This window comes from Pseudonocardia petroleophila, assembly GCF_014235185.1.
Classification (GTDB): domain Bacteria; phylum Actinomycetota; class Actinomycetes; order Mycobacteriales; family Pseudonocardiaceae; genus Pseudonocardia; species Pseudonocardia petroleophila.
The window spans coordinates 4,177,010-4,197,168 of the sequence record NZ_CP060131.1 but is presented as its reverse complement, the minus strand read 5'-3'; the positions used below and the strand labels follow the sequence as shown (position 1 = coordinate 4,197,168).

18 protein-coding genes are annotated in these 20,159 nt (G+C 74.2%); 7 read left to right on the top strand and 11 right to left on the bottom strand.

Annotation, left to right across the window (positions count from 1 at the left end; translation table 11 throughout):
- Positions 1-301: 301 nt before the first annotated feature.
- The 3 genes from H6H00_RS20895 to H6H00_RS20885 all read right to left on the bottom strand — a co-directional run bounded on the left by H6H00_RS20895 (position 302) and on the right by H6H00_RS20885 (position 4,495).
- Entirely contained in the window at positions 302-1,492 is a 1,191-nt protein-coding gene (locus tag H6H00_RS20895; protein WP_185717429.1) for an HNH endonuclease, read from the bottom strand.
- 411 nt (positions 1,493-1,903) lie between these two features.
- Positions 1,904-3,922 carry a beta-galactosidase gene (locus H6H00_RS20890; RefSeq protein ID WP_255425286.1) on the bottom strand — a complete coding sequence of 673 codons (2,019 nt, stop codon included), beginning with the start codon at positions 3,920-3,922 and terminating at the stop codon, positions 1,904-1,906.
- Between the two features lie 3 nt (positions 3,923-3,925).
- On the bottom strand, positions 3,926-4,495 hold the full coding sequence (locus H6H00_RS20885; protein WP_185717428.1) for a globin domain-containing protein: 570 nt from the start codon (positions 4,493-4,495) through the stop codon (positions 3,926-3,928).
- Between the two features lie 184 nt (positions 4,496-4,679).
- Here H6H00_RS20885 and H6H00_RS20880 point away from each other — a divergent pair, with 184 nt between their 5' ends.
- Positions 4,680-6,128 carry a protein adenylyltransferase SelO gene (locus tag H6H00_RS20880; protein ID WP_185717427.1) on the top strand — a complete coding sequence of 483 codons (1,449 nt, stop codon included), beginning with the start codon at positions 4,680-4,682 and terminating at the stop codon, positions 6,126-6,128.
- Here the strand turns inward: H6H00_RS20880 and H6H00_RS20875 are convergent.
- Positions 6,113-7,444 carry a sensor histidine kinase gene (locus H6H00_RS20875; RefSeq protein ID WP_185717426.1) on the bottom strand — a complete coding sequence of 444 codons (1,332 nt, stop codon included), beginning with the start codon at positions 7,442-7,444 and terminating at the stop codon, positions 6,113-6,115. The genes H6H00_RS20880 and H6H00_RS20875 overlap by 16 nt on opposite strands.
- Before the next feature lie 2 nt (positions 7,445-7,446).
- A complete protein-coding gene (locus H6H00_RS20870; protein WP_185717425.1) occupies positions 7,447-8,049 on the bottom strand; it encodes a response regulator transcription factor in 603 nt (200 codons plus the stop codon).
- Between the two features lie 92 nt (positions 8,050-8,141).
- On the opposite strand from H6H00_RS20870, the gene H6H00_RS20865 reads away from it, so the two are divergent.
- Positions 8,142-8,636, top strand: coding sequence for a GntR family transcriptional regulator (locus tag H6H00_RS20865; RefSeq protein WP_185717424.1), 495 nt, complete (start codon positions 8,142-8,144; stop codon positions 8,634-8,636).
- Here H6H00_RS20865 and H6H00_RS20860 read toward each other — a convergent pair.
- The 5 genes from H6H00_RS20860 to H6H00_RS20840 form a co-directional block, all read right to left on the bottom strand.
- Complete coding sequence (locus H6H00_RS20860) at positions 8,611-9,768, bottom strand: acyl-CoA dehydrogenase family protein (protein ID WP_185717423.1); 1,158 nt, start codon at positions 9,766-9,768, stop codon at positions 8,611-8,613. The genes H6H00_RS20865 and H6H00_RS20860 overlap by 26 nt on opposite strands.
- Positions 9,761-10,549 (bottom strand): enoyl-CoA hydratase/isomerase family protein, encoded by a 789-nt coding sequence (locus H6H00_RS20855; RefSeq protein WP_185717422.1) that lies wholly within the window; start codon positions 10,547-10,549, stop codon positions 9,761-9,763. Before H6H00_RS20855 ends, H6H00_RS20860 begins: the two co-directional genes overlap by 8 nt.
- Before the next feature lie 109 nt (positions 10,550-10,658).
- Complete coding sequence (locus H6H00_RS20850) at positions 10,659-11,129, bottom strand: nuclear transport factor 2 family protein (RefSeq protein ID WP_185717421.1); 471 nt, start codon at positions 11,127-11,129, stop codon at positions 10,659-10,661.
- Positions 11,126-11,890, bottom strand: a complete 765-nt coding sequence (locus tag H6H00_RS20845) for an enoyl-CoA hydratase/isomerase family protein (protein WP_185717420.1) — start codon at positions 11,888-11,890, stop codon at positions 11,126-11,128. The genes H6H00_RS20850 and H6H00_RS20845 overlap by 4 nt, the downstream gene beginning before the upstream one ends.
- Positions 11,887-13,536 (bottom strand): class I adenylate-forming enzyme family protein, encoded by a 1,650-nt coding sequence (locus H6H00_RS20840; RefSeq protein WP_185717419.1) that lies wholly within the window; start codon positions 13,534-13,536, stop codon positions 11,887-11,889. Before H6H00_RS20840 ends, H6H00_RS20845 begins: the two co-directional genes overlap by 4 nt.
- 100 nt (positions 13,537-13,636) lie before the next feature.
- On the opposite strand from H6H00_RS20840, the gene H6H00_RS20835 reads away from it, so the two are divergent.
- From H6H00_RS20835 to H6H00_RS20815, 5 genes are all read left to right on the top strand, one after another.
- Complete coding sequence (locus tag H6H00_RS20835; protein ID WP_185717418.1) at positions 13,637-14,815, top strand: TetR/AcrR family transcriptional regulator; 1,179 nt, start codon at positions 13,637-13,639, stop codon at positions 14,813-14,815.
- 165 nt (positions 14,816-14,980) lie between these two features.
- Positions 14,981-16,123, top strand: a complete 1,143-nt coding sequence (gene chvE, locus H6H00_RS20830) for a multiple monosaccharide ABC transporter substrate-binding protein (RefSeq protein ID WP_255425285.1) — start codon at positions 14,981-14,983, stop codon at positions 16,121-16,123.
- A 72-nt stretch (positions 16,124-16,195) separates the two neighbouring features.
- Positions 16,196-17,734 (top strand): multiple monosaccharide ABC transporter ATP-binding protein, encoded by a 1,539-nt coding sequence (mmsA, locus tag H6H00_RS20825; protein WP_185717416.1) that lies wholly within the window; start codon positions 16,196-16,198, stop codon positions 17,732-17,734.
- Positions 17,731-18,975 carry a multiple monosaccharide ABC transporter permease gene (mmsB, locus tag H6H00_RS20820; RefSeq protein ID WP_185717415.1) on the top strand — a complete coding sequence of 415 codons (1,245 nt, stop codon included), beginning with the start codon at positions 17,731-17,733 and terminating at the stop codon, positions 18,973-18,975. Before mmsA ends, mmsB begins: the two co-directional genes overlap by 4 nt.
- Positions 18,976-18,995: 20 nt before the next feature.
- Positions 18,996-19,649: an MOSC domain-containing protein gene (locus H6H00_RS20815; protein WP_185717414.1), complete on the top strand. Its 654-nt coding sequence runs from the start codon at positions 18,996-18,998 to the stop codon at positions 19,647-19,649.
- A gap of 9 nt (positions 19,650-19,658) precedes the next feature.
- Here H6H00_RS20815 and H6H00_RS20810 read toward each other — a convergent pair whose 3' ends face one another.
- Positions 19,659-20,105 carry a winged helix-turn-helix transcriptional regulator gene (locus H6H00_RS20810; protein WP_185717413.1) on the bottom strand — a complete coding sequence of 149 codons (447 nt, stop codon included), beginning with the start codon at positions 20,103-20,105 and terminating at the stop codon, positions 19,659-19,661.
- Between the last annotated feature and the right edge of the window lie 54 nt (positions 20,106-20,159).

The window sequence follows — 20,159 nt, the reverse complement described above, 5'->3', positions numbered from 1 at the left end:
GACGGCACGGTCGGTCGTCGCCGCGGTCGGTCGTCGCCGCGGTCGGTCGTCGCCGCGGTCGGTCGTCGCCGCGGCAAAGAGGCCGTGCGACGGAGGTCGGTGACGAAGGCGGGCGACGAAGGCGGGCGGCCACGACAGCGGCGGATTGCGGATGGCGGAGGCGACGGAGAGAGCGGCCGAGGCGGACGGCGGAGGTTGCGACAGCGGTGCGGGCGGCGGCGGCACGAGCGCTGCGACCGGCGGGCCGGCATGCCGCTCGCCCGGTTCTCGAGCCTCCGGAGCGAGAGGTGGCGTGCTGGCGTCAGGCGGCGGACCCGTGCTCCGGTGACGACGGCGGCTGACCCACTCGGGTATCGACGCCGGCGCGGTACGTCCGGCCGACGGGAGTGGTGGTCGTGATTCCTGTCGGCGCGCTTTCCGCCCGCCATCCCGGCATTTCCCGAACGTGGTTGTGGAATGCGCACAATCCGCGTCCATTGGTGAACTCGGTGCGGCCACCGTCTTTCCAGCGGCGGATGTGGTCGATGTGGCGGATCGGGGCGTCGCAGTACGGTTCACGGCAGCGATGCCCGTCCCGGGCCCGGATCAACGCGGCCAACCGCCCGGTGAACAGGCGGCTGCGGGAGTCCCCGCCGATCACCACTCCGTCGCGGGTGATCAGCCGTCGCCAGGTCCTCCGGCCACCGCCGGTGGTGAGGAGCTCGACCGGGACGGGGCCGTGGCCGGCGATCTGCGCGGGCAGCGGGCTGTCCGGATCGATCAGAGCCTCGACCGGGACCAGCACCTGGATCTCGATGTTCACGTCCCGGGCGGTGGCCTGTCCGGTGAGGCGTTCGACGAGGGTGTCGGCCATGATCTGACCGCGCCCACGGGTGACCGGTTCGGCCCGCACCGCGACCTCGTTCACCGCAGCGGCGAGGGCGGCGTAGCAGGCCACGGCCTCCTCGACCGGCAGGTGGGCGGTCAGATCGGCCATCCCGTCCGCGACGGGGCGGACCGACACCCGGCGGCCGGTGCGGGCGGCCCGGCAGCGAGCGGTGAACTTCTCCGGAGCGACCCGCGCGGCCAGGGACCGGGTGAGGTCGTGGATCCGGCGCACGCCGAGGGTCTCGACCCGGCGCTGCGCCAGCATCTCGTCGACCTCGGAACGCTCAGCACCGGACAGGTGCGCTGTGGCCGCCACGATGGTCGCCGTCTGGTACTCACTGAGTCGTCCCGCGGCGAACAACTCCCGGACCCGGGCGTGCCCGGAGTGCAGGTCCCGCGCGATCCGGACCCGCCGCCGACCCTCGGTCGGCGACACCCGACAGGCCAACCCGACCTGGGCGGCGATACTGCGTTCGAGCATCTCCGGGTCGACGTCACCGGCCGCGGTCTGCGATTCCGCGTGTGCTGTCGCAAATGCGAGAACGGCCTCGGACTGTTCGGCGGCGATGGCCGCCTTCCGTTCCTCGAGCTGCGCGATCCGCTCGATGAGAGCCGCCTCGGACATGGGCCCATTCTACCATTCTCCACGCATTCGTGCGAACATGTGTTCGAACGAGTTGGCGGCAGTGCGCACGGCCCGTCGGCACGGCGAGCAGGCGAGGCCGGTGATCGGGAACCCGGCCGACTCCGCACCCGACCCGGACGCCCGGAACGACGGACCGGAGTCCGACGCCGCCTCCCGAGTGCGGCCCCGAGGCGGCGGCCGCCGGACGCGACCTACCGCTGCTCCCGAGACCCGACCGACACCGCGGCGCAGACCTGCTCCCCGGCCGATGTCGCGATCGAGGACGGCGGCACCTGCGCCCACCCGTCCGGCAGACCGCGCCGTGGGTCGACGCGCAACACGCCCACCGACCCGTTCCGGCCGCACGGCCCCACCCGGAACGGCCGGCACCCCCGACGAGGGGGTCGGGCGTCAGGCCGGGTCCCGCCGCAGCACCGCGACCCCGCGCGGCCCGAGCCGGACCGCCGGACCCTCGCGCGTGCCGTGCAGGACCTCGCCGTCCAGCTCGACCTCGACCGGGTCGGTGGTGCGGTTGACCAGGAACCAGAACTCGACGCCGTCGCCCGCCCGCACCGCCAGCTCGACGTGGCCGCGCACCTGCGGCGGCAGGTCCGAGCCCACCCCGGGCGGCAGCAGCCGCTCGGCCAGCCCGGCCAGCGCGGGGCCCTGCAGCCGGGTCGACACCCACGCGGCGGACCCGCCGCCGGCCGCGGTGCGGCGGGTCACCGCGGCGCGTCCCGCGTTCTCGCCGCCGGTGTAGCGGGCCAGCACCTCGGCGTCGACGACGTCGATCCGGTCCGTCCAGACCGTCCCGGTCCCGCCGAACGCGTCGAGCCCGACCGACTCCCCGTCGAGCAGCGGGGTGAACTCCTCGATCCGGATGCCCAGCAGGTCGCGCAGCGCGCCCGGGTACCCGCCGAGGTGGACGTGCGCCCGCTCGTCGACGATCCCGGAGAAGTAGGTGGCGACCAGGTGCCCGCCGCCCTCCACGTACCCGGTGAGCCGCAGGGCCCGCGCCCCGTCCACGACGTGCAGCATCGGGGCGACGACGAGCGCATAGCCGGTGAGGTCGGCGTCGGCGGGCAGGACGTCGACGCGCACGCCCAGGTCGGCGAACGCGGCGTACCACTCCACCGCGTCGCGGCGGTAGTCCAGCCGCGTGCTGGGCAGGAACTCCTGCGCGGTGGCCCACCAGGAGTCCCAGTCGAACAGCAGCGCGACCGGGGCCCGCCCCCGGTGCGACCCCGCGACCGGCGCCAGCGCGTCGAGCACGGAACCGAGCGCGGCGGCGTCGCGGAACACCGCGCTGTCGGGCCCGGCGTGCGGCACCATCGCCGAGTGGAACCGCTCGGCCCCCGCCGTCGACTGGCGCCACTGGAAGAAGCAGATCGCGTCGGCCCCGTGCGCGACGTGGGTGAGCGCGTCGCGGGCGAGCTCCCCCGGCCGCTTGGCGCGGTTCACCTTCTGCCAGTTGACGGCGCTGGTCGAGTGCTCCATCAGCCACCACGGCCGCCCGCCGGCCAGCCCGCCGGTGAGGTTCGCCGAGAACGACAGCTCGTCGTGCTCGTGGCGGCCGGGGCGCACGTAGTGGTCGTTCGAGACGACGTCGACCTCACCGGCCCAGGACGCGTAGTCCATCCGGCTGGCCTCCCCCATCACCATGAAGTTGGTGGTGACCGGTACGTCCGGGGTGATCGCGCGCAGCAGGTCGCGCTCGGCGCGCAGGTGCTCGCGCAGGGCGTCGGAGGAGAAGCGGGCGAAGTCGAGCTGCTGGGTGGGGTTGGCCGGCGTCGGGGCCAGCCGCGGCGGCAGCACCTCGTCCCACCGCCCGTAGGACTGCGACCAGAACGCGGTGCCCCATGCCGCGTTCAACGCGCCGACCGAGCCGTAGCGCTCCCGCAGCCACACCCGGAACGCGGCGGCGGCGTCGTCGGAGTAGTCGTGGGCGTTGTGGCAGCCCAGCTCGTTGTTGACGTGCCACGCCACCAGCGCCGGATGGTCGCCGAAGCGGCGGGCGAGGCGCTCGACCAGCGCCAGCGCGTGCCGCCGGAACACCGGTGAGGTCGGCCGCCAGTGCTGGCGCCCGCCCGGCCACAGCGTCCGCCCGTCGGCGTCGACCGGCAGGACCTCCGGGTGCGCCGTGGTGAGCCACGGCGGCGGCGACGCGGTGGCCGTCGCGAGGTCGACGGCGATGCCGCCGTCGTGCAGCAGGTCCAGCACGTCGCCGAGCCAGTCGAGGTCCCAGGCGTCGGCCGCGGGCTGCAGCAGCGCCCACGAGAACACCCCGACCGTCGCGATCGTGACGCCCGCCTCGCGCATCAGCGCGACGTCGCGCGCCCACACCTCACGGGGCCACTGCTCCGGGTTGTAGTCGGCGCCGTACTCGATCCGGGTGCCGCGGCCGCGCAGCGGGAGGGGCGTGACGGGCACGGCTCAGCTCTCGCCCCGGACCGCGACCGGGAGGCGAGGGGCCGGGAGCGGCTCGACGGAACGGGGTTCGGACGGGCGGGGTTCGGCCGGGCGGGGTTCGGGCAGCACCACGGCGTCGAGCTCGTCGTCGACCGCCTCCGCGCCCGCCACCATGTGCGCGGCGACCCACTGGACCAGCGCGATCCAGCACGAGCTCAGCGCACCGGAGTAGGCCGGGCCGGCCACCTCGCGGACCGCGCGGGTCAGGGCGTGCCCGATCACGAGGTAGTGCTGGGCCTGAACGCCGTACCGCGTCCGGTGGTCGGCCCCGAGCCGGCGCAGCACGGCCTCCAGCTCGACGGTGTCCTGCGTCGCGATCTGGGCGATCGCCCCGAGCAGGACGTCGGTCATCTTCTGCATCTGGTCGGTCATGTCGGCCGCGAACATGCCCCGCAGCTGCGGGGCCATCTCGAACAGGTTCGCGTAGAACACCTCCGCGAGCCGCACCGGCCGCGCCGCGACCGCCGCGCACGAGGCCTGGACGGCCTCGATCGTCGCGCGGGACGGACGCCGGACCGTCGACGGGTCGCTCACCGGACCACCCCGAGCTGCTGCCTGATCATCGTGCTGCCTCTCCGTCGCGCCGGCGCGCACGTCACGGCGCCGGCACTGTCCCTATCGCTCCCGGACCGCCCGGCGTTGCGCCCGCGGGCGGACGGAGACCCGTCGCACGTCCGCGGCGCGTGCCGGACGGGGCGGCCGGACGTAGCCTCGGGGGATGACCGTCGCCAGGACGCTGTTCGAGTTCGACGACTCCTACGCCCGCGAGCTGCCGAGCCTGTCGGTGCCGTGGACCGCCGCCGAGGTGCCCGCGCCCCGGCTGCTGGTGCTCAACGAGGGCCTCGCCGCCGAGCTGGGCGTCGACCCGGCGCTGCTGCGCGAGCCGGCCGGGGTGTCCTCGCTGGTCGGGCACGGTCTCCCGGAGGGCGTCACCACGGTCGCGCAGGTCTACGCCGGTCACCAGTTCGGCGGCTACCAGCCGCGCCTGGGCGACGGCCGGGCGCTGCTGCTCGGCGAGGTGATCGACACCGCGGGCCGCCGCCGCGACCTGCACCTCAAGGGGTCCGGCCGCACACCGTTCTCCCGCCGCGGCGACGGGCTGGCCGCGGTCGGCCCGATGCTGCGCGAGTACCTGATGGGCGAGGCGATGCACGGCCTCGGCATCCCGACGACGCGCGCGCTGTCCGTCGTCGCCACCGGCGTGCCCGTCCCGCGCGACGGCACGGCGCTCCCCGGCGCGGTGCTGTGCCGGGTCGCCGCGAGCCACCTGCGCGTCGGCACGTTCCAGTACGCGGCGAACCTGCGCGAGACCGCGGCGGGCGACCTCGACGTGCTGCGCGGGCTGGCCGACCACGCCATCGCCCGCCACCACCCCGACGCGGGCTCGTACCTGGAGTTCTACCGCCGCGTCGTGCACGTCCAGGCCGAGCTGGTGGCCCGCTGGATGCTCGTCGGCTTCGTGCACGGCGTCATGAACACCGACAACATGACGATCTCCGGCGAGACCATCGACTACGGGCCCTGCGCCTTCCTCGACGCCTTCGACCCCGCCGCGGTGTTCAGCTCCATCGACTCGGGCGGCCGCTACGCCTACGCCAACCAGCCCCCGGTCGCCCAGTGGAACCTCGCACGGCTCGCGGAGTCGCTGCTGCCCCTGATCGACCCGGACACCGAGAAGGCGGTCGCGGCCGCGACGGCCGTGCTGGAGGAGTTCCCCGACGCCTACCGGCGGCACTGGGAGGAGGGCATGGCGGCCAAGCTCGGGCTCACCACCCCGGACCCCCAGCTGGCGAGCGACGTGCTGGAGCTCCTGCGCGGCCAGGGCGTCGACCTCACCCTGTTCTTCCGGGCCCTCGCCGCGGGCACCGCGCGCGACCTGTTCGTCGACCCGGCGCCGTTCGACGCCTGGGCGCGGCGCCGCGACGCGCTGCTGCCCGCCGACCGCACGGCCGTGGCGGCGGCGATGGACCGCGTCAACCCGGTCTACGTCCCGCGCAACCACCTGGTCGAGGAGGCGCTCACCGCCGCCACCGCGGGCGACCTCGCGCCGTTCCACAAGCTGCTCGACGTCGTCGGCGCCCCCTTCGACGAGCGACCAGGCCTGGCGGAGTACGCACAGCCCGCCCCCGACGGCGCCCCGCCGCACGTCACCTACTGCGGCACCTGAACCCGGCCCGGCAGCCGCAGCGCGGCGGGGAGCGTCACCGACACCGCCGTACCGGCCCCGGGGGTGCTGCGGACCCACATCCCGCCCCCGGACTCCTCAGCGATCCGGCGCACCAGCAGCAGCCCGACGTGCCCGGGCGGGGGCGGGCGGTCCGCGTCGAACCCCCGCCCGTCGTCGACGACGTCCAGGCGGGCCGTGTCGTCCCCGGCCGCCCCGAGCCGGACGAGGACCCGGGACGCCCCGGCGTGCCCGGCGGCGTTGTGCAGCAGCTGCCGGGCGATGCGGTGCAGCAGGGTCGCCGCGTCGTCGCCGACGTCCGGTACCCCGTCGACCTCGACGTCGGCGCCGGCCTCGGCCGCCAGCGCCCGCACCGCCGTCACGAAGGTCTCCCCGGTGACGCGGTCCGGCACGAGCTCGGTGAGCAGCGCGCGCATCCGGCGGACGTCCTCGCCGATCATGGAGCGGGCCCGCCCCACCAGCTCGCCGGACCCCGACCCGGCCGCGGTGTCGAGCAGCAGCCCCGCCCCGGCGAGGTCGGGGATGACGTCGTCGTGCAGCCACCGCGCGAGGTCCCGGCGCGCCAGGTCGGACGCGGCCAGGCCGTAGTGCAGCGTGTCGGCGCGCTCGCGGCGGTCGCGGTCGATGCGCCGGGCCAGCGCGACCGATAGCGCGAGCATGGCCGAGCCGAGCAGCAGCAGCCCGCCCAGGGCGATCGGCAGGAGCACCACCACGGCGGAGCGGGTCGTGCCCGCGACGTCGACCGGCACGTAGACCTCGAGCCGGGCCGGGTTCCCCCCGGCGTCGCGGAAGCCGACGAACACCTCCAGCAGCTCGTCCGCCCGCGCGCTCTCGAAGCGGTGCTCGGGGTCGTCGGGGACGGACAGGACCACGGTCTCCCCCGCGTCGATCCGGCGGCCGAGCCCAAGGTCCGTCCCGCGGCGGGTCGCCTCGATCCGGGGCTCGTCGGAGAAGACGATCTCCGCCTGGTCGCCGTCGACCCGCCACACCTTGACGCGGTGCACCACGCCGGAGCGCAGGAACGGGTCGAGGTCGCGCAGCAGGTCGGCGCGGTCGAGCGGCTGCGCGTAGTCGCGCGCGGTGAGCGGCACCATGACCGCGGCCCCGACCTGCGTCGCGACCCGCTCGGCCGTGCGGCGCGCCTCGCCCTGCGCGACGGCCCACACCCCGGCCGTGACCAGCGCCGACAGCACGACGGCCGCGGCGACGATCAGCGCGGTGTGCCGCAGCACCGTCGCCCGGACGGTGGGGCGGGCGTCGGGCGGGCGGAGCCCGGCCGCACGGGGGTCGGACCACATGCTCAGCACCCGCCGCCGACCAGGACGATGCCGAGCCGGTCGGCGGTGACCACGGCGTCGAGCTGGGTGTGCACGCCCAGCTTGGCCAGCACGGCGCGGATGTGGTCGCGCGTGGTGTGTACGGAGATCCCCAGCGCCGCCGCGATGCGGGTGGCGTCGCGGCCGCGGCCCAGCTCGACCAGCACCTGCAGCTCGCGCGGGGTGAGCCGCGCGGCGGGCGTCGGTTCCGGGGGCGCCGCCGGACCGTCCGCCGGGGCCCGCACCGCGTCGAGGATCTCGGCCAGCGGCGCGTCCTTCGCCAGCACCGCGGCGGCCCCCGCCCGCCGGGCGAGCCGGACCAGCTCCGGGCGCGGGTGCGCGGTCAGGACCACGATCCGGGCGGCGGGGCGCAGCTCCCGCAGCCGCGGGATGGCCGTGAGGCCGCCGCCGTCGGGCATCTGGAGGTCGACGACCGCGACGTCGAAGGCGAGGGTCCGCGCCTGCTCGACCGCTTCGGCCACCGAGTGCGCCGTGCCGGCGCAGCGCAGGTCCGGCTGCGCGTCGAGGCCCATCGCGAGCAGCTCGGTGAACACGCGGTGGTCGTCGACGAGGAAGACCGCGAGCATCCCACCCCCTCAATACTGGGGAGATACGCCGCCCCTACCCCGAGGCTAACCTCCCCTCCCCGGTTGCGGCACACCCGACAGGCACGGAGCAGATGACCCACGGCGACGCGGTGTGGATCCATCCGGGCCTCGTGTCCGAGGCCGTCGCCGCCCGGGAGCTGGGGATCCGGCCCACGACGCTGCGCCGGCAGATCGAACGCATCGGCCTGCGCCCGGACGCCCGCAGCGCGACCCGGCGCCGGTACTGGGACGTGCACGCGCTGGGCCGGGCCCTCGCGGACGCCCCCGACCCGGTCGACGCCACGCGGGCGCTGCTCGCGTCCGTGCTCGGCCGCGTCGACCGGACCGGCGACCGCTCCCTGACCCGCCAGATCGCCGACGACCTGGGCGCGGCGGTCGGGCGCGGCGCCCTCGCGGGGAACGGGCCGCTGCCGTCCACCGGGGCCATCGCCCGGCACTACGACGTCTCCGAGAACACCGTGCGCCGGGCGGTCCGCGCGCTGTGCTCCGAGGGGGTGCTGGTGCGCCGCCCCGGGACGCGTATGACCGTCCCCGCGGCCCCTACAGGCCCAGGTCCCGCCCGATGATCTCCTTCATGATCTCGGTCGTGCCGCCGTAGATGGTCTGCACCCGTGCGTCGACGAACGCCCGCCCCACCGGGTGCTCGCGCATGTAGCCGTACCCGCCGTGCAGCTGCAGGCATCGGTCGGCGACCCGCACCTGCAGCTCGGTGGTCCACCACTTCGCCTCGGCCGCCTGCACCGCGGTGAGCTCGCCCCGGGCGTGCAGCTCGACGCAGCGGTCGACGAACACGCGGGCGATGTCGAGCTCCGTGCGCAGCTCGGCGAGCAGGAAGCGGCTGTTCTGGAACGACCCGACGGGCCGGCCGAACGCCGTGCGCTCCGCGACGTACTCCAGCGTGCGGGCCAGCACCCCCTCCGCGGCCGACACCGCGGTGACGGCGAGCGACAGCCGCTCCTGCGGGAGGTTGCGCACGAGCTGCAGGAAGCCCTCGCCCTCCTCGCCCAGGCGGTTGGCCGCCGGGACGCGCATGCCGGTGAAGGACAGCTCGCTGGTGTCCTGGGCGTGCAGGCCGAGCTTGTCCAGGTTGCGGCCGCGGGTGAAGCCGGGGGTGTCGGCCTCCACGACGAACAGCGTGAGCCCGCGGTGGCGCTCCGGCGACGTCCGGGTCGCGAGCACCACGAGGTCGGCGAGCTGGCCGCTGGAGATGAACGTCTTCGCGCCGTCGACGACGTAGTCGTCGCCGTCGCGGACCGCGCGGGTGGCGATCCCGGACAGGTCGCTGCCGGTGCCCGGCTCGGTCATCGCGATCGCCCCGACCAGCTCGCCGGACGTGGCGCCCGGCAGCCAGCGCCGCTTCTGCTCGTCGGTGGTGAGGTCGAGCAGGTACGGCCCGACGACGTCGTTGTGCAGCGCGATCCCGAGCCCGGCCGCGGCGTACCCGGAGCGGGCGAACTCCTCGTCGAGCACGGCGCAGAACCGCCAGTCCCCGACGCCCGCCCCGCCGTGCTCCTCGGGCGTGGCGGGCAGCAGCAGGCCGTGGTCCCCCGCGCGGCGGTACAGGTCCCGGTCGACGACGCCTGCGCGCTCCCAGTCGTCGTGGTGCGGGGCCACCTCGGTCGCGATGAACGACCGGACGGTGGCGCGCAGCTGCTCGTGGTCGGCGTCGTAGACGGTGCGCGGGAAGCGGTCAGCCACGGTCCCCGCCCAGCCGCTGCGTCGCCCTGCTCCGGCCCTGCCGGAGCCGGTCGAGGCCCTCGGCGATCGAGCGCTCGAACAGCTCGCGGCCGAGCAGGTCGTGGGTGACCCGCAGCTCGTAGGCGGTGGCCGCGGCGTGGTCCATGTGCGAGGCGCGCAGGGCCACCTCCTTGAGCACCGTCGTCAGCTCGGCGCCGTGCTCGGCGATCTGCTTCGCCAGCCGCAGCGCGCTCTCGCGCAGCCGTCCGACCGGCACGACCTCGTCGGCGATGCCCACCCGCAGCGCCTCGTGGGCGTCGATCGGGTCGCCGGTGAAGTACATCCGGCGGGCGCGCTGGCTGTTCGTCTTGCGCAGCATGCCGTGGTAGAAGCCGTTCATCGCGTACTTGACCTGCGTCGACCCGAACGCGGCGTTCTCCGAGGCGATCGTGATGTCGCACATGTTCGCCAGGTCCATGCCGTAGCCGGGGGCGACGCCCGCGACCGCGGCGACCGTCGGCTTGCGGAAGTCGTAGAGGGTGATCATGAGGCGGTACGCGAGGTCGGTGAAGCGGGTCCGGTCCGCCGCGGTGGTGCCCTGCAGCACGTCGAGGGCCCAGCCGGAGCAGAAGTGCTCCTCGGTGCCGATGAGCAGCACGGCGGCGACGGCGTCGTCGTAGGCCCAGGCCTCCAGCGCCGCGACGATCCCCTCGTGCAGCTCCCAGCCCAGCGCGTTGCGCTTCTCGGGGTGGTCGAGCGCCAGGATGCCGACGCCGTCCTCGACCGAGGTGTTCAGGTACATCAGGTGGTCTCCTCCTGCGGTGCGGCGGCGGCCGGCGGGTCCGCGACGGTGGTGGGGTGGTCGGACCGGTCGTCGACGCGGCCGAACCCGGCGACGGCGGAGTCGAGGCTCACCCCGCTCCCGACCGGGCCAGCGACATCACGTACGCGCTGCCGGTGCGGTCCCCCCGCGGCGGCAGCGCGCCCATCTGCTCCAGCATCCCGACGATGTCGTAGGCGGCGAGGTAGTGCGCGAGCCTGCCGTCGCGGAACTCCAGGAAGATGTCGCAGCCGTGCGAGCGGAACGTGCCGCCGGTGCCGAGCTTCGCCGGGGCGCTGCCGGACTGCTCGAACAGCACCAGGCCGCGGCTGTGGTCGGGGTTGAGGAAGCGCTCGGTCTCGGTGAAGACCACGTCCGGCATCGCCTGCCAGATCCGGTCGACGTAGGCCGGCATGCCGTCGATCCCGTGGATCACCCCTGGCCAGAAGACGCGGTCGTCCCAGGTGACGTCGTCGTGCAGCAGGGCCAGCACCTCGCCGGTGTCGTGGGAGTTCCACGCGGCGAGCCACCGGTCGGCGAAGTCGTGCAGGAACGCGCTCACTTCTCCCCCTTCCGCTCCCGGACCGCCCGGTAGGCCTCGGCGATCCGGTCCATGACCTCGGGGTGCCGGATGACCTCCCGGTAGGCCAGCGTCTCGTAGGTCAGGGCGCTGATCGGGTCCATCGCCGGGGAGCGCCGCGCCAGCTCCTTGTTGTTGACGGCGGACTCCACGGTGGTCTCGGCGATCGAGCGGGCCAGCCGCAGCGCGCCGGTCAGCACCTCCCCCGGCATGGTCAGCCGGTCGGCCAGGCCGATCCGCAGGGCCTCCGCGGCGTCGATCCGCTCGCCGGAGAACGTGAGCAGCTTCGCCTGGCTCAGCCCGACGATCTTCCACAGCGGCGAGAAGTACGGGGTGAGCCCGAACTTGATCTGCGGGAAGCCCCAGACCGAGTTCCGCGAGGCGATGCGCATGTCGCAGAAGACCGCGATGTCGCAGCCGCCGCCGAGGGCCGCCCCGGCGACAGCGGCGATCGTGGGCTTGCGGTAGTCGAGCAGCGTGCCGTAGGCCCGCAGGCACACCTCGGAGTACTCCGCGCGCGTCTCGTCGGTGAAGCCGGACTGCAGGTCCAGGTCCAGCCCCGCGCAGAAGACGTCCTCGCCGCCGGTGATCACGACGACGGCGACGGAGTCGTCGTGCGCCCAGGCGTCGAGGGTGTCGGAGAGCTCGGTGAACATCTCGATGCTCAGGGCGTTGCGCCGTTCGAGGCGGTCGAAGGTGAGGACGCCGACGCCGTCGGAGACCGTCCTCGTCGTGCTGCTCATCGGGAACCTTTCACGGGGGTCGGGCCAGTCGTCCAGACCCGGCGGTCGGGGAGGTCGGCGAGCCGGTGCTTCTGCACCTTGCCGATCGCGGTGGCCGGGATCTCGTCCACGACGTGCCACTCGACGGGGGTCTTCTGCCGGGCCAGGCCGCGCTCGTGCAGGTGCGCGACCACGCGGTCGGGACCCGCGGCGAGCAGGTCGTCGTCGACGACGATCCAGGCGCCGACGGCCTCGCCGAGCCGCTCGTCGGCGACGGCGGTGACCGCGACGCGACGCACCCCGGGGCACGACGAGATCGCGATCTCGATGTCCATCGTGGAGAACTTCTCGCCGCCGCGGTTGACGATGTCCTTGGTGCGCCCCGCGATCTGCACCCAGCCCTCGGCGTCGACGCGGCCGACGTCGCCGGGGTAGAACCAGCCGTCGGCGTCGATCTGGCCCGCGGTCAGCGCGGGGTCGGTGTAGGCGGTGAGCAGCTGGGGGCCGCGGATGCGCAGGTGCCCGACCGTGCCGGGCGGGACCGGCCGCCGCTCGTCGTCGACGGCCTGCATCTCCATGCCGCGCAGCAGCCGCCCGTCCCACTCGCGGCGGCGCGCCAGCGGGTCGCCGGACCAGGCGACGGCGCAGACCCCCGCGGTCTCGGTCATCCCGTAGGCGCGCACGACGGCCATCCCGACCGCCGACGCCCGGTCGACGACCTCGGGCGCGATGGCCGCACCGGCGCACGCGTAGACGTCGAGGCGGCGCGTCGAGGCCGGGGCGGACTCGTAGCGCGCGGTGAGGTCGGCCGCGAACACCGTGGCCCCCATCATCAGGTTGACGCCCTCGCGGTCGATCAGCTCGACCGCGGTGTCGGGCTGCCACCCGGGCATGACGACCGAGCGCCCGCCCAGGAACACCGGGAACACCACGGCGGCGACGAACCCGCCCAGGTGCGACAGCGGCGTCGCGGCCAGGGTGACGGTGTGCTCGCCCGCGCCGAGCGCGTCGCGGAAGTTGACCAGGTGCGCGATCAGCGCGCGGCTGCTCAGCAGCGCCCCCTTGGGGGCCGCGGTCGTCCCGGAGGTGTAGAGCAGCAGCACCGGCTCGTCCACCGGCGGCGGCCCGGGCAGCTCCACCGGCGCGTCGACCGGCCCCGGCACCGCGGACCAGCCCGGGTGCGCCTCCCCGACGGCGTAGCGCACCGCGGGGGCCAGCCCGAGCTCGTCGAGCAGCGCGTCGATCTCGGCGACCGGGGCCCGGTCGCCCAGCTCGGTCGCGGTGCACACCGCGGCGGGGCGGCAGTCGGCGAGGATCTGGCGCATCTCGTGCTGCCGGTAGATCGGCATCACCGGGACGTCGACGGCCCCGGCCCGGAACGCCGCCACCTGCAGGACCAGCGCTTCCAGGCAGTTGGGCAGCTGCACCAGCACGCGGTCGCCCGGCCGCACGCCGCGCCCGACGAGGTCGGCCGCGACCGTCCGCGTCCACACCTCGAACTCGCCGTAGGTGACGCGGCGGCCCTGGAACAGGAACAGGTCCCGGTCCGGGTGCCGGGCGGCCTGCGCGGCCACCAGTCCGGCGAGCGTCTGCTCGGTCCACAGGCCGGTCGCCCGGTAGCCGGCCTCCCGGTACCGCTGCTCCGGGTTCTCTCCCGTGGTCGCCATGGGCCGCACGCTATCTAGTGAATATTCACTAGGCAAGCCCCTCGTGGGACCGGCCGGGCCCCGGGTAGCGTGAGCCGACGGACGGGGCGGGGAGGGTGCGGTGGCGATCGAGGCAGGCGGCGTGCGCGCGGCCCGTCCGCCCGCGGGGCAGCGCCGTCCACCCGCGGGGCAGCGCCGCCGGGAGCTGGCCGAGACCGCGGCCACGCACTTCCACCGCCTCGGCTTCCACCGGGTCGCACTGGCCGACGTGGCCGCGGGCGTCGGGGTCACCGCCCCGGCGGTGTACCGGCACTTCCGCAACAAGAACGCGCTGCTCGCGGGGGCCGTCGCCACCGGGCTCGACCACGTCGAGGCCGCCCTCGACGGGGCCACCGGGCTCGCCGACGCCCTCGACCGCCTCACCGACGCCGCGCTGGCCCGCCGCGACTTCTGGGTCCTGTTCCGGCGCGAGATCCGCCACCTCGACGACCGCGACCGCACCGAGGCCACCGCCCGGTTCCGCGGCCTGTTCGACGCGTTCACCGACCACGTGCGGGCGGCCCGTCCGGACGTCGACGCCGGGCAGGCGCAATTGCTCGCCGCCGGCGCGTTCGCCGCGCTCGCCAGCCCGTCGACCCGCCCGCTGGACCTCCCCCACGAGCGCTACCGCACCGGGCTGGCCCGGGCCGCGACGGCGGCGTGCGCCACGGTCCTCCCGGCGGCCGCGCCCGGGCGCCCGGCGCGCGGGCGCCGGGCCGCGGCGTCCCCGGACCGCGGCGAGCAGGTGCTGGAGACCGCCATCGCGCTGTTCCACCGGCACGGGTACGCCGCGGTCAGCGTCGACGACATCGGGGCCGCCGCGGGGATGGCCGGCCCGAGCATCTACCACCACTACCCCACCAAGGCCGAGCTGCTGCTGGCCGCGTTCTCCCGCGCCGCCGCCCTGCTCCCCCGGCCCGACCCCGGTGCGGCCGACCCGCTGGGCGACCTCGTCGAGCGCTACACGGGCCTCGCCGTGCAGCACCGGGAGCTGTTCGGCGTGTACGTCACCGAGGACATCAACCTGCCGCCCGCGGCGACCCGGGAGATCGCCGCGGCGCTGCGCGCCGACGTCGACCGGTGGGTCGCGACGGTGCGGGCCGCCCGGCCCGGCCTCGCGGCCGTCGACGCCGAGCTGCTGGTGCACGCCGCCCGCAACGCCGTGCACGACCTCGCCGGCACCGGCCGCCGGCACCCCGGCCCCGGCGTCGAGGCCCGGATCGCGGCGCTGGCCGGGGCGATCCTGCACGCCGGCCCCTGACCCGTCGAACGGTGGCGACGGATGTCGCCGAGCCCCTTGACAAACCGCGGCGACGCTTCGATTGTTAGCGCTCACATGCGGCGGTGCGCGCGTTCACCTCCGCGACCCGGCGACGACCGGTACCGACGTCTCGAAGAGGAGATCCACGTGATGAGAAGACTGCACGTGACGGGACGGTTGCGCGCCGTCGCGGTGGGGGCACTGCTGGCCGTCGGCCTGACCGCCTGCGGCGGGTCCGGGGCGGGCGGCTCCGGCGGCGCGGGAACCGACGCCGCGGCCGCCGACCTGCTCGTCGGGGTGTCGATGCCGACCCAGACCTCCGAGCGCTGGATCGCCGACGGCAACGCCGTGCAGCAGCAGCTCACCGACGCCGGGTTCCAGGTCGACCTGCAGTTCGCGGGCGACGACATCCCGACCCAGAGCCAGCAGGTCGACCAGATGATCACCCAGGGCGCCGACCTGCTGGTCATCGCCGCGATCGACGGCACCGCGCTGAGCAGCCAGCTGCAGGCCGCCGCCGACGCCGGGATCCCGGTCATCTCCTACGACCGCCTCATCCGCGAGACCCCGAACGTCGACTTCTACGTCACCTTCGACAACTTCCAGGTCGGCGTCGCGCAGGCGAACGCCCTGCTCACCGGCCTGGGCCTGCAGACGGAGGACGGCTCACCCGGCACCGCGACGGGACCGTTCACCATCGAGCTGTTCGCGGGCTCGCTGGACGACAACAACGCCTTCTTCTTCTTCGACGGCGCCATGTCGGTGCTGCAGCCCCGCATCGACGACGGCACCCTCGTCGTCGGCAGCGGCCAGACCTCCATCGAGCAGGTGGCGATCCTGCGCTGGCAGCAGGAGACCGCGCAGCGGCGCATGGAGGACCTGCTGACCTCGGCCTACAACGACGGCACCCGCGTCGACGGCGTCCTGTCCCCCTACGACGGCCTGTCCCGCGGCATCATCACCGCGCTGCAGAACACCGGCTACGGCACGGCCGCCAACCCGATGCCCACCGTCACCGGACAGGACGCCGAGATCGCCTCGGTCTCCCTCATCGCGCAGGGCGTGCAGAGCTCGACGGTCTTCAAGGACACGCGCCTGCTCGCCGAGCAGGCCGTCATCGCCGCGACGGCGTTCCTCGACGGCGGCGAGCCGCAGGCCAACGACACCACGACCTACGACAACGGCGTGAAGGTCGTCCCGTCCTACCTGCTGCCGGTCGAGACCGTGTACGCGGACGACATCCAGTCGGTGCTCGTCGACTCCGGCTACTGGACGGCCGAGGAGGTCGAGAGCGGCCAGGCCGGCTGACGGCCCCGTCCGACGGGCCGCCGGTCCCCCACCGGGACCGGCGGCCGCCCCCACTGCACCGAGGACGACGTCATGGACGACCACATCCTGGAGATGCGCGGCATCACCAAGACCTTCCCCGGCGTGACGGCACTGGCCGACGTCACGCTCGCCGTGCGCCGCGGCGAGATCCACGCGATCTGCGGCGAGAACGGCGCCGGCAAGTCGACGCTGATGAAGGTGCTCTCCGGGGTGCACCCCGCGGGGACCTACGACGGCGAGATCGTCCTGGACGGGACGCCCGCTCCGTTCACCGGCATCCGCGACAGCGAGCAGCGCGGCGTGGTGATCATCCACCAGGAGCTGGCGCTGGTCCCGCACCTGTCGATCGCGGAGAACCTGTTCCTGGGCAACGAGCGGCGCGGCCGCGGGGGCCTGGTCGACTGGAACCGGACCAACGCCGAGGCCACGGGCCTGCTGGAACAGGTGGGGCTGGCGGAGAGCCCGGTGACCCCGGTCGGCGAGCTGGGCGTCGGCAAGCAGCAGCTGGTGGAGATCGCGAAGGCGATGTCGAAGGACGTGCGGCTGCTCATCCTCGACGAGCCCACCGCCGCGCTCAACGACACCGACTCCGCGCACCTGCTCGACCTCATGCGCAGCTTCCGCGACCGCGGCATCACCTCGATCATCATCTCCCACAAGCTCGACGAGATCGTCAGCATCGCCGACCGCACCACCGTCATCCGCGACGGCCGCACCGTCGAGACGTTCGCGCTGGCCGCCGAGGAGCACCCGCGGCAGCGGATCATCCGCGGGATGGTCGGGCGCGACATCGACTCCTTCTACCCCGCGCGCGACTCCGCGCCGGGCGAGGAGGTGCTGCGCGTCGAGGACTGGACGGTGCGCCATCCCGTGCAGGACCGCACGGTCGTCGACGGCGCGTCGTTCCACGTGCGGGCGGGCGAGGTCGTCGGCATCGCCGGGCTGATGGGCGCCGGCCGCACCGAGCTCGCGATGAGCGTCTTCGGCCGCTCCTACGGCCGCGACATCACCGGACGGCTGTTCGTCCGGGGTCGCCCGGTCCGCACCCGCACCGTCGCCGAGGCGATCGACGCGGGCATCGCCTACGCCACCGAGGACCGCACGAAGTACGGCCTCAACCTCATCGACGACATCCGCCGCAACGTCTCCGCCGCCGCGCTGGGCAGGCTCTCGCGCCGCGGCTGGGTGGACGGCAACGAGGAGACCCGCGCCGCGGAGGACAGCCGCCGCGACATGAACATCAAGGCGCCCAGCGTGATGAGCGTCGTGGGCACGCTCTCCGGCGGCAACCAGCAGAAGGTCGTGCTGGCCAAGTGGCTGCTGACCGACCCCGACGTCCTCATCCTCGACGAGCCCACCCGCGGCATCGACGTCGGCGCGAAGTACGAGATCTACGTGATCGTCAACCAGCTCGTCGCGGCCGGGAAGGCCGTCGTCGTCATCTCCTCGGAGCTGCCGGAGCTGCTCGGCGTGTGCGACCGCATCTACACCCTGTCCGCCGGACGGATCACCGGCGAGGTGCCGGTGGCCGACGCCACCCAGGAGGGCCTGATGGCCCTCATGACCCAGGAGCCGGAGGCCGTCGCATGACCACCACCGCCCCCCAGCAGAAGGACCCGGTCGGCGGCGACGCGCCCGCCGCCGCCCTGCACACCGGGACCAGCGACATCCGGGCGCTGATCACCCGCAACCTGCGCCAGAGCGGCATCTACATCGCCTTCGTCGCGATCGTGGCGCTGTTCGCGATCCTCACCGGCGGGGTGTCGCTGAGCCCGGGCAACATCACCAACATCGTCCTGCAGTACTCCTACATCCTGGTGCTCGCGATCGGCATGGTGATCGTCATCGTCGCCGGGCACATCGACCTGTCGGTCGGCTCGGTCGTCGCGCTCACCGGCGCGGTGTCGGCGGTGCTGGTGATCGGCCAGGGCCTGCCGTGGTGGGTCGGGGTCCTCGCCGCGCTCGCCGTCGGTCTCGCGGTGGGCGCCTGGCACGGCTTCTGGGCGGCCTACGTCGGGATCCCCGCGTTCATCGTCACCCTCGCCGGGATGCTGCTGTTCCGCGGGCTGACGCTGCGGGTGCTCGACAACATCTCGCTCTCGCCGTTCCCCGCGGAGTACCAGCTCGTGGCCAGCGGCTTCCTCAACGGGCTGCTCGGCGGCGACGGCTACGACGTGTTCACCCTGCTCATCGGGGCGCTCGCGGTGGCGGGCTACGCCGTGAGCGGGTTCCGCACCCGGGTCGCCCGGGTCCGCTACCTGCAGCCGGTCGAGTCGTTCCCGCTGTTCGTGACGCGCGTGGTGCTGGTCGGCTCGGTCGTCATGGCCTTCGCCTGGCAGCTCGCGCACGCCCGTGGCCTGCCGCTGGTGCTGATCATCCTCAGCGTGCTGGTGCTCGCCTACGGCGTCGTGACCAAGCGGACGATCTTCGGCCGCCAGGTCTACGCGATCGGCGGCAACCTCAACGCGGCCACGCTCTCGGGCGTCAAGGTCAGAGCCGTCAACTTCTGGATCTTCGTGAACATGGGCCTGCTCTCGGCCGTCGCGGGGATCATCTACTCCTCGCGGTCCAACGGCTCCCAGCCCGCCGCGGGCACCATGTTCGAGCTCGACGCGATCGCGGCGGCGTTCATCGGCGGCGCGGCGGTGACCGGCGGCGTCGGCACGGTCGTGGGGGCGATGGTCGGCGGCCTGATCATGGCCGTGATGAGCAACGGCATGCAGCTGATGGGCGTCGACCAGTCGGTGCAGTCGATGGTCAAGGGCCTGGTCCTGCTGCTCGCCGTCGCGTTCGACGTCTACAACAAGCGGCGCGCGGGGGCCGCCCGCTGAGACCCGCCTATCGTCGGGGCATGAGCGTGGTGGAGTCGGTCAACGTCGGCGGGGTGCGGCCGATCGCGGCGAAGTCGGGGTTCACCGGCATCGACAAGCGCCCGGTCGCCGGTCCGGTCCGCGTGCGGGAGCCGGACGCGGGCGGCAGCGGGCTGTCCGGGGACCGGATCTGCGACGTCCGGCACCACGGCGGGCCGGACCAGGCCGTCTACGCCTACGCCCGGGAGGACCTCGACGGCTGGGCCGAGGTGCTGGGGCCGCTCGCGTCCGGGGCGTTCGGGGAGAACCTGACGACGCGCGGCGTCGACGTCACCGGCGCCGTGATCGGCGAGCGCTGGCGGGTCGGGGCGGACCTGGTGCTCCAGGTGACGGTGCCGCGCGTCCCGTGCCGGACCTTCGCCGCCTGGCTCGACCGCCGCGGCTGGGTCCGCACCTTCACCGAGGCCGCCGTCCCCGGGGCCTACCTGCGGGTCGTCGTGCCGGGCGAGGTGCGGGCCGGGGACGCCGTCGAGGTCGTCCACCGGCCCGGGCACGGCGTCACGATCGGCACGACGTTCCGCGCGCTGCTCACCTCGCCGGAGCTGCTGCCGCTGCTCGCCGGGGTCGACGAGCTGCCGCAGGAGGCGAAGGACCAGGTGGCGCGCCGCACGCGGACCGTCCTCGACGACGCCTGACCCGCCGCGCTACCAGGCGTCCGGCTCGAACTCCGCCGTCATGGCCCGCCACGCCACCGGCTCCGCGCAGTGGGCGCAGGTCATCCGCGGCTGCGCGGCGTGCCCGCAGCCGGTGTGCACCAGCCGCACCGGCGGCACCTCGTGCACGTGCTTGTCGCCCCACTCCATCAGCGCGAGCAGCACCGGGTAGAGGTCGGCCCCCTTCGCCGTGAGGCGGTACTCATGGCGCGGCGGGTGGTCCTGGTAGCACACGCGGTCGAGGATCCCCTCGGCCACGAGCACGCGCAGCCGGTCGTTGAGCACGTTGCTGCCCAGGCCCAGCTTGGTGCGGAAGTGGTCGTAGCGGCGCTCGCCGCGGAAGCACTCGCGCAGGATCATCATCGTCCAGCGCTCGCCGATCACCGACCAGGTGCCCGCGACCGAGCAGTAGACGTCCTGGAGCTCGTCGTGCTTCATCGTCACACTGTAGGACACGAATCGAGTGCTACTGTCACGTTCGATTCGAGTTCG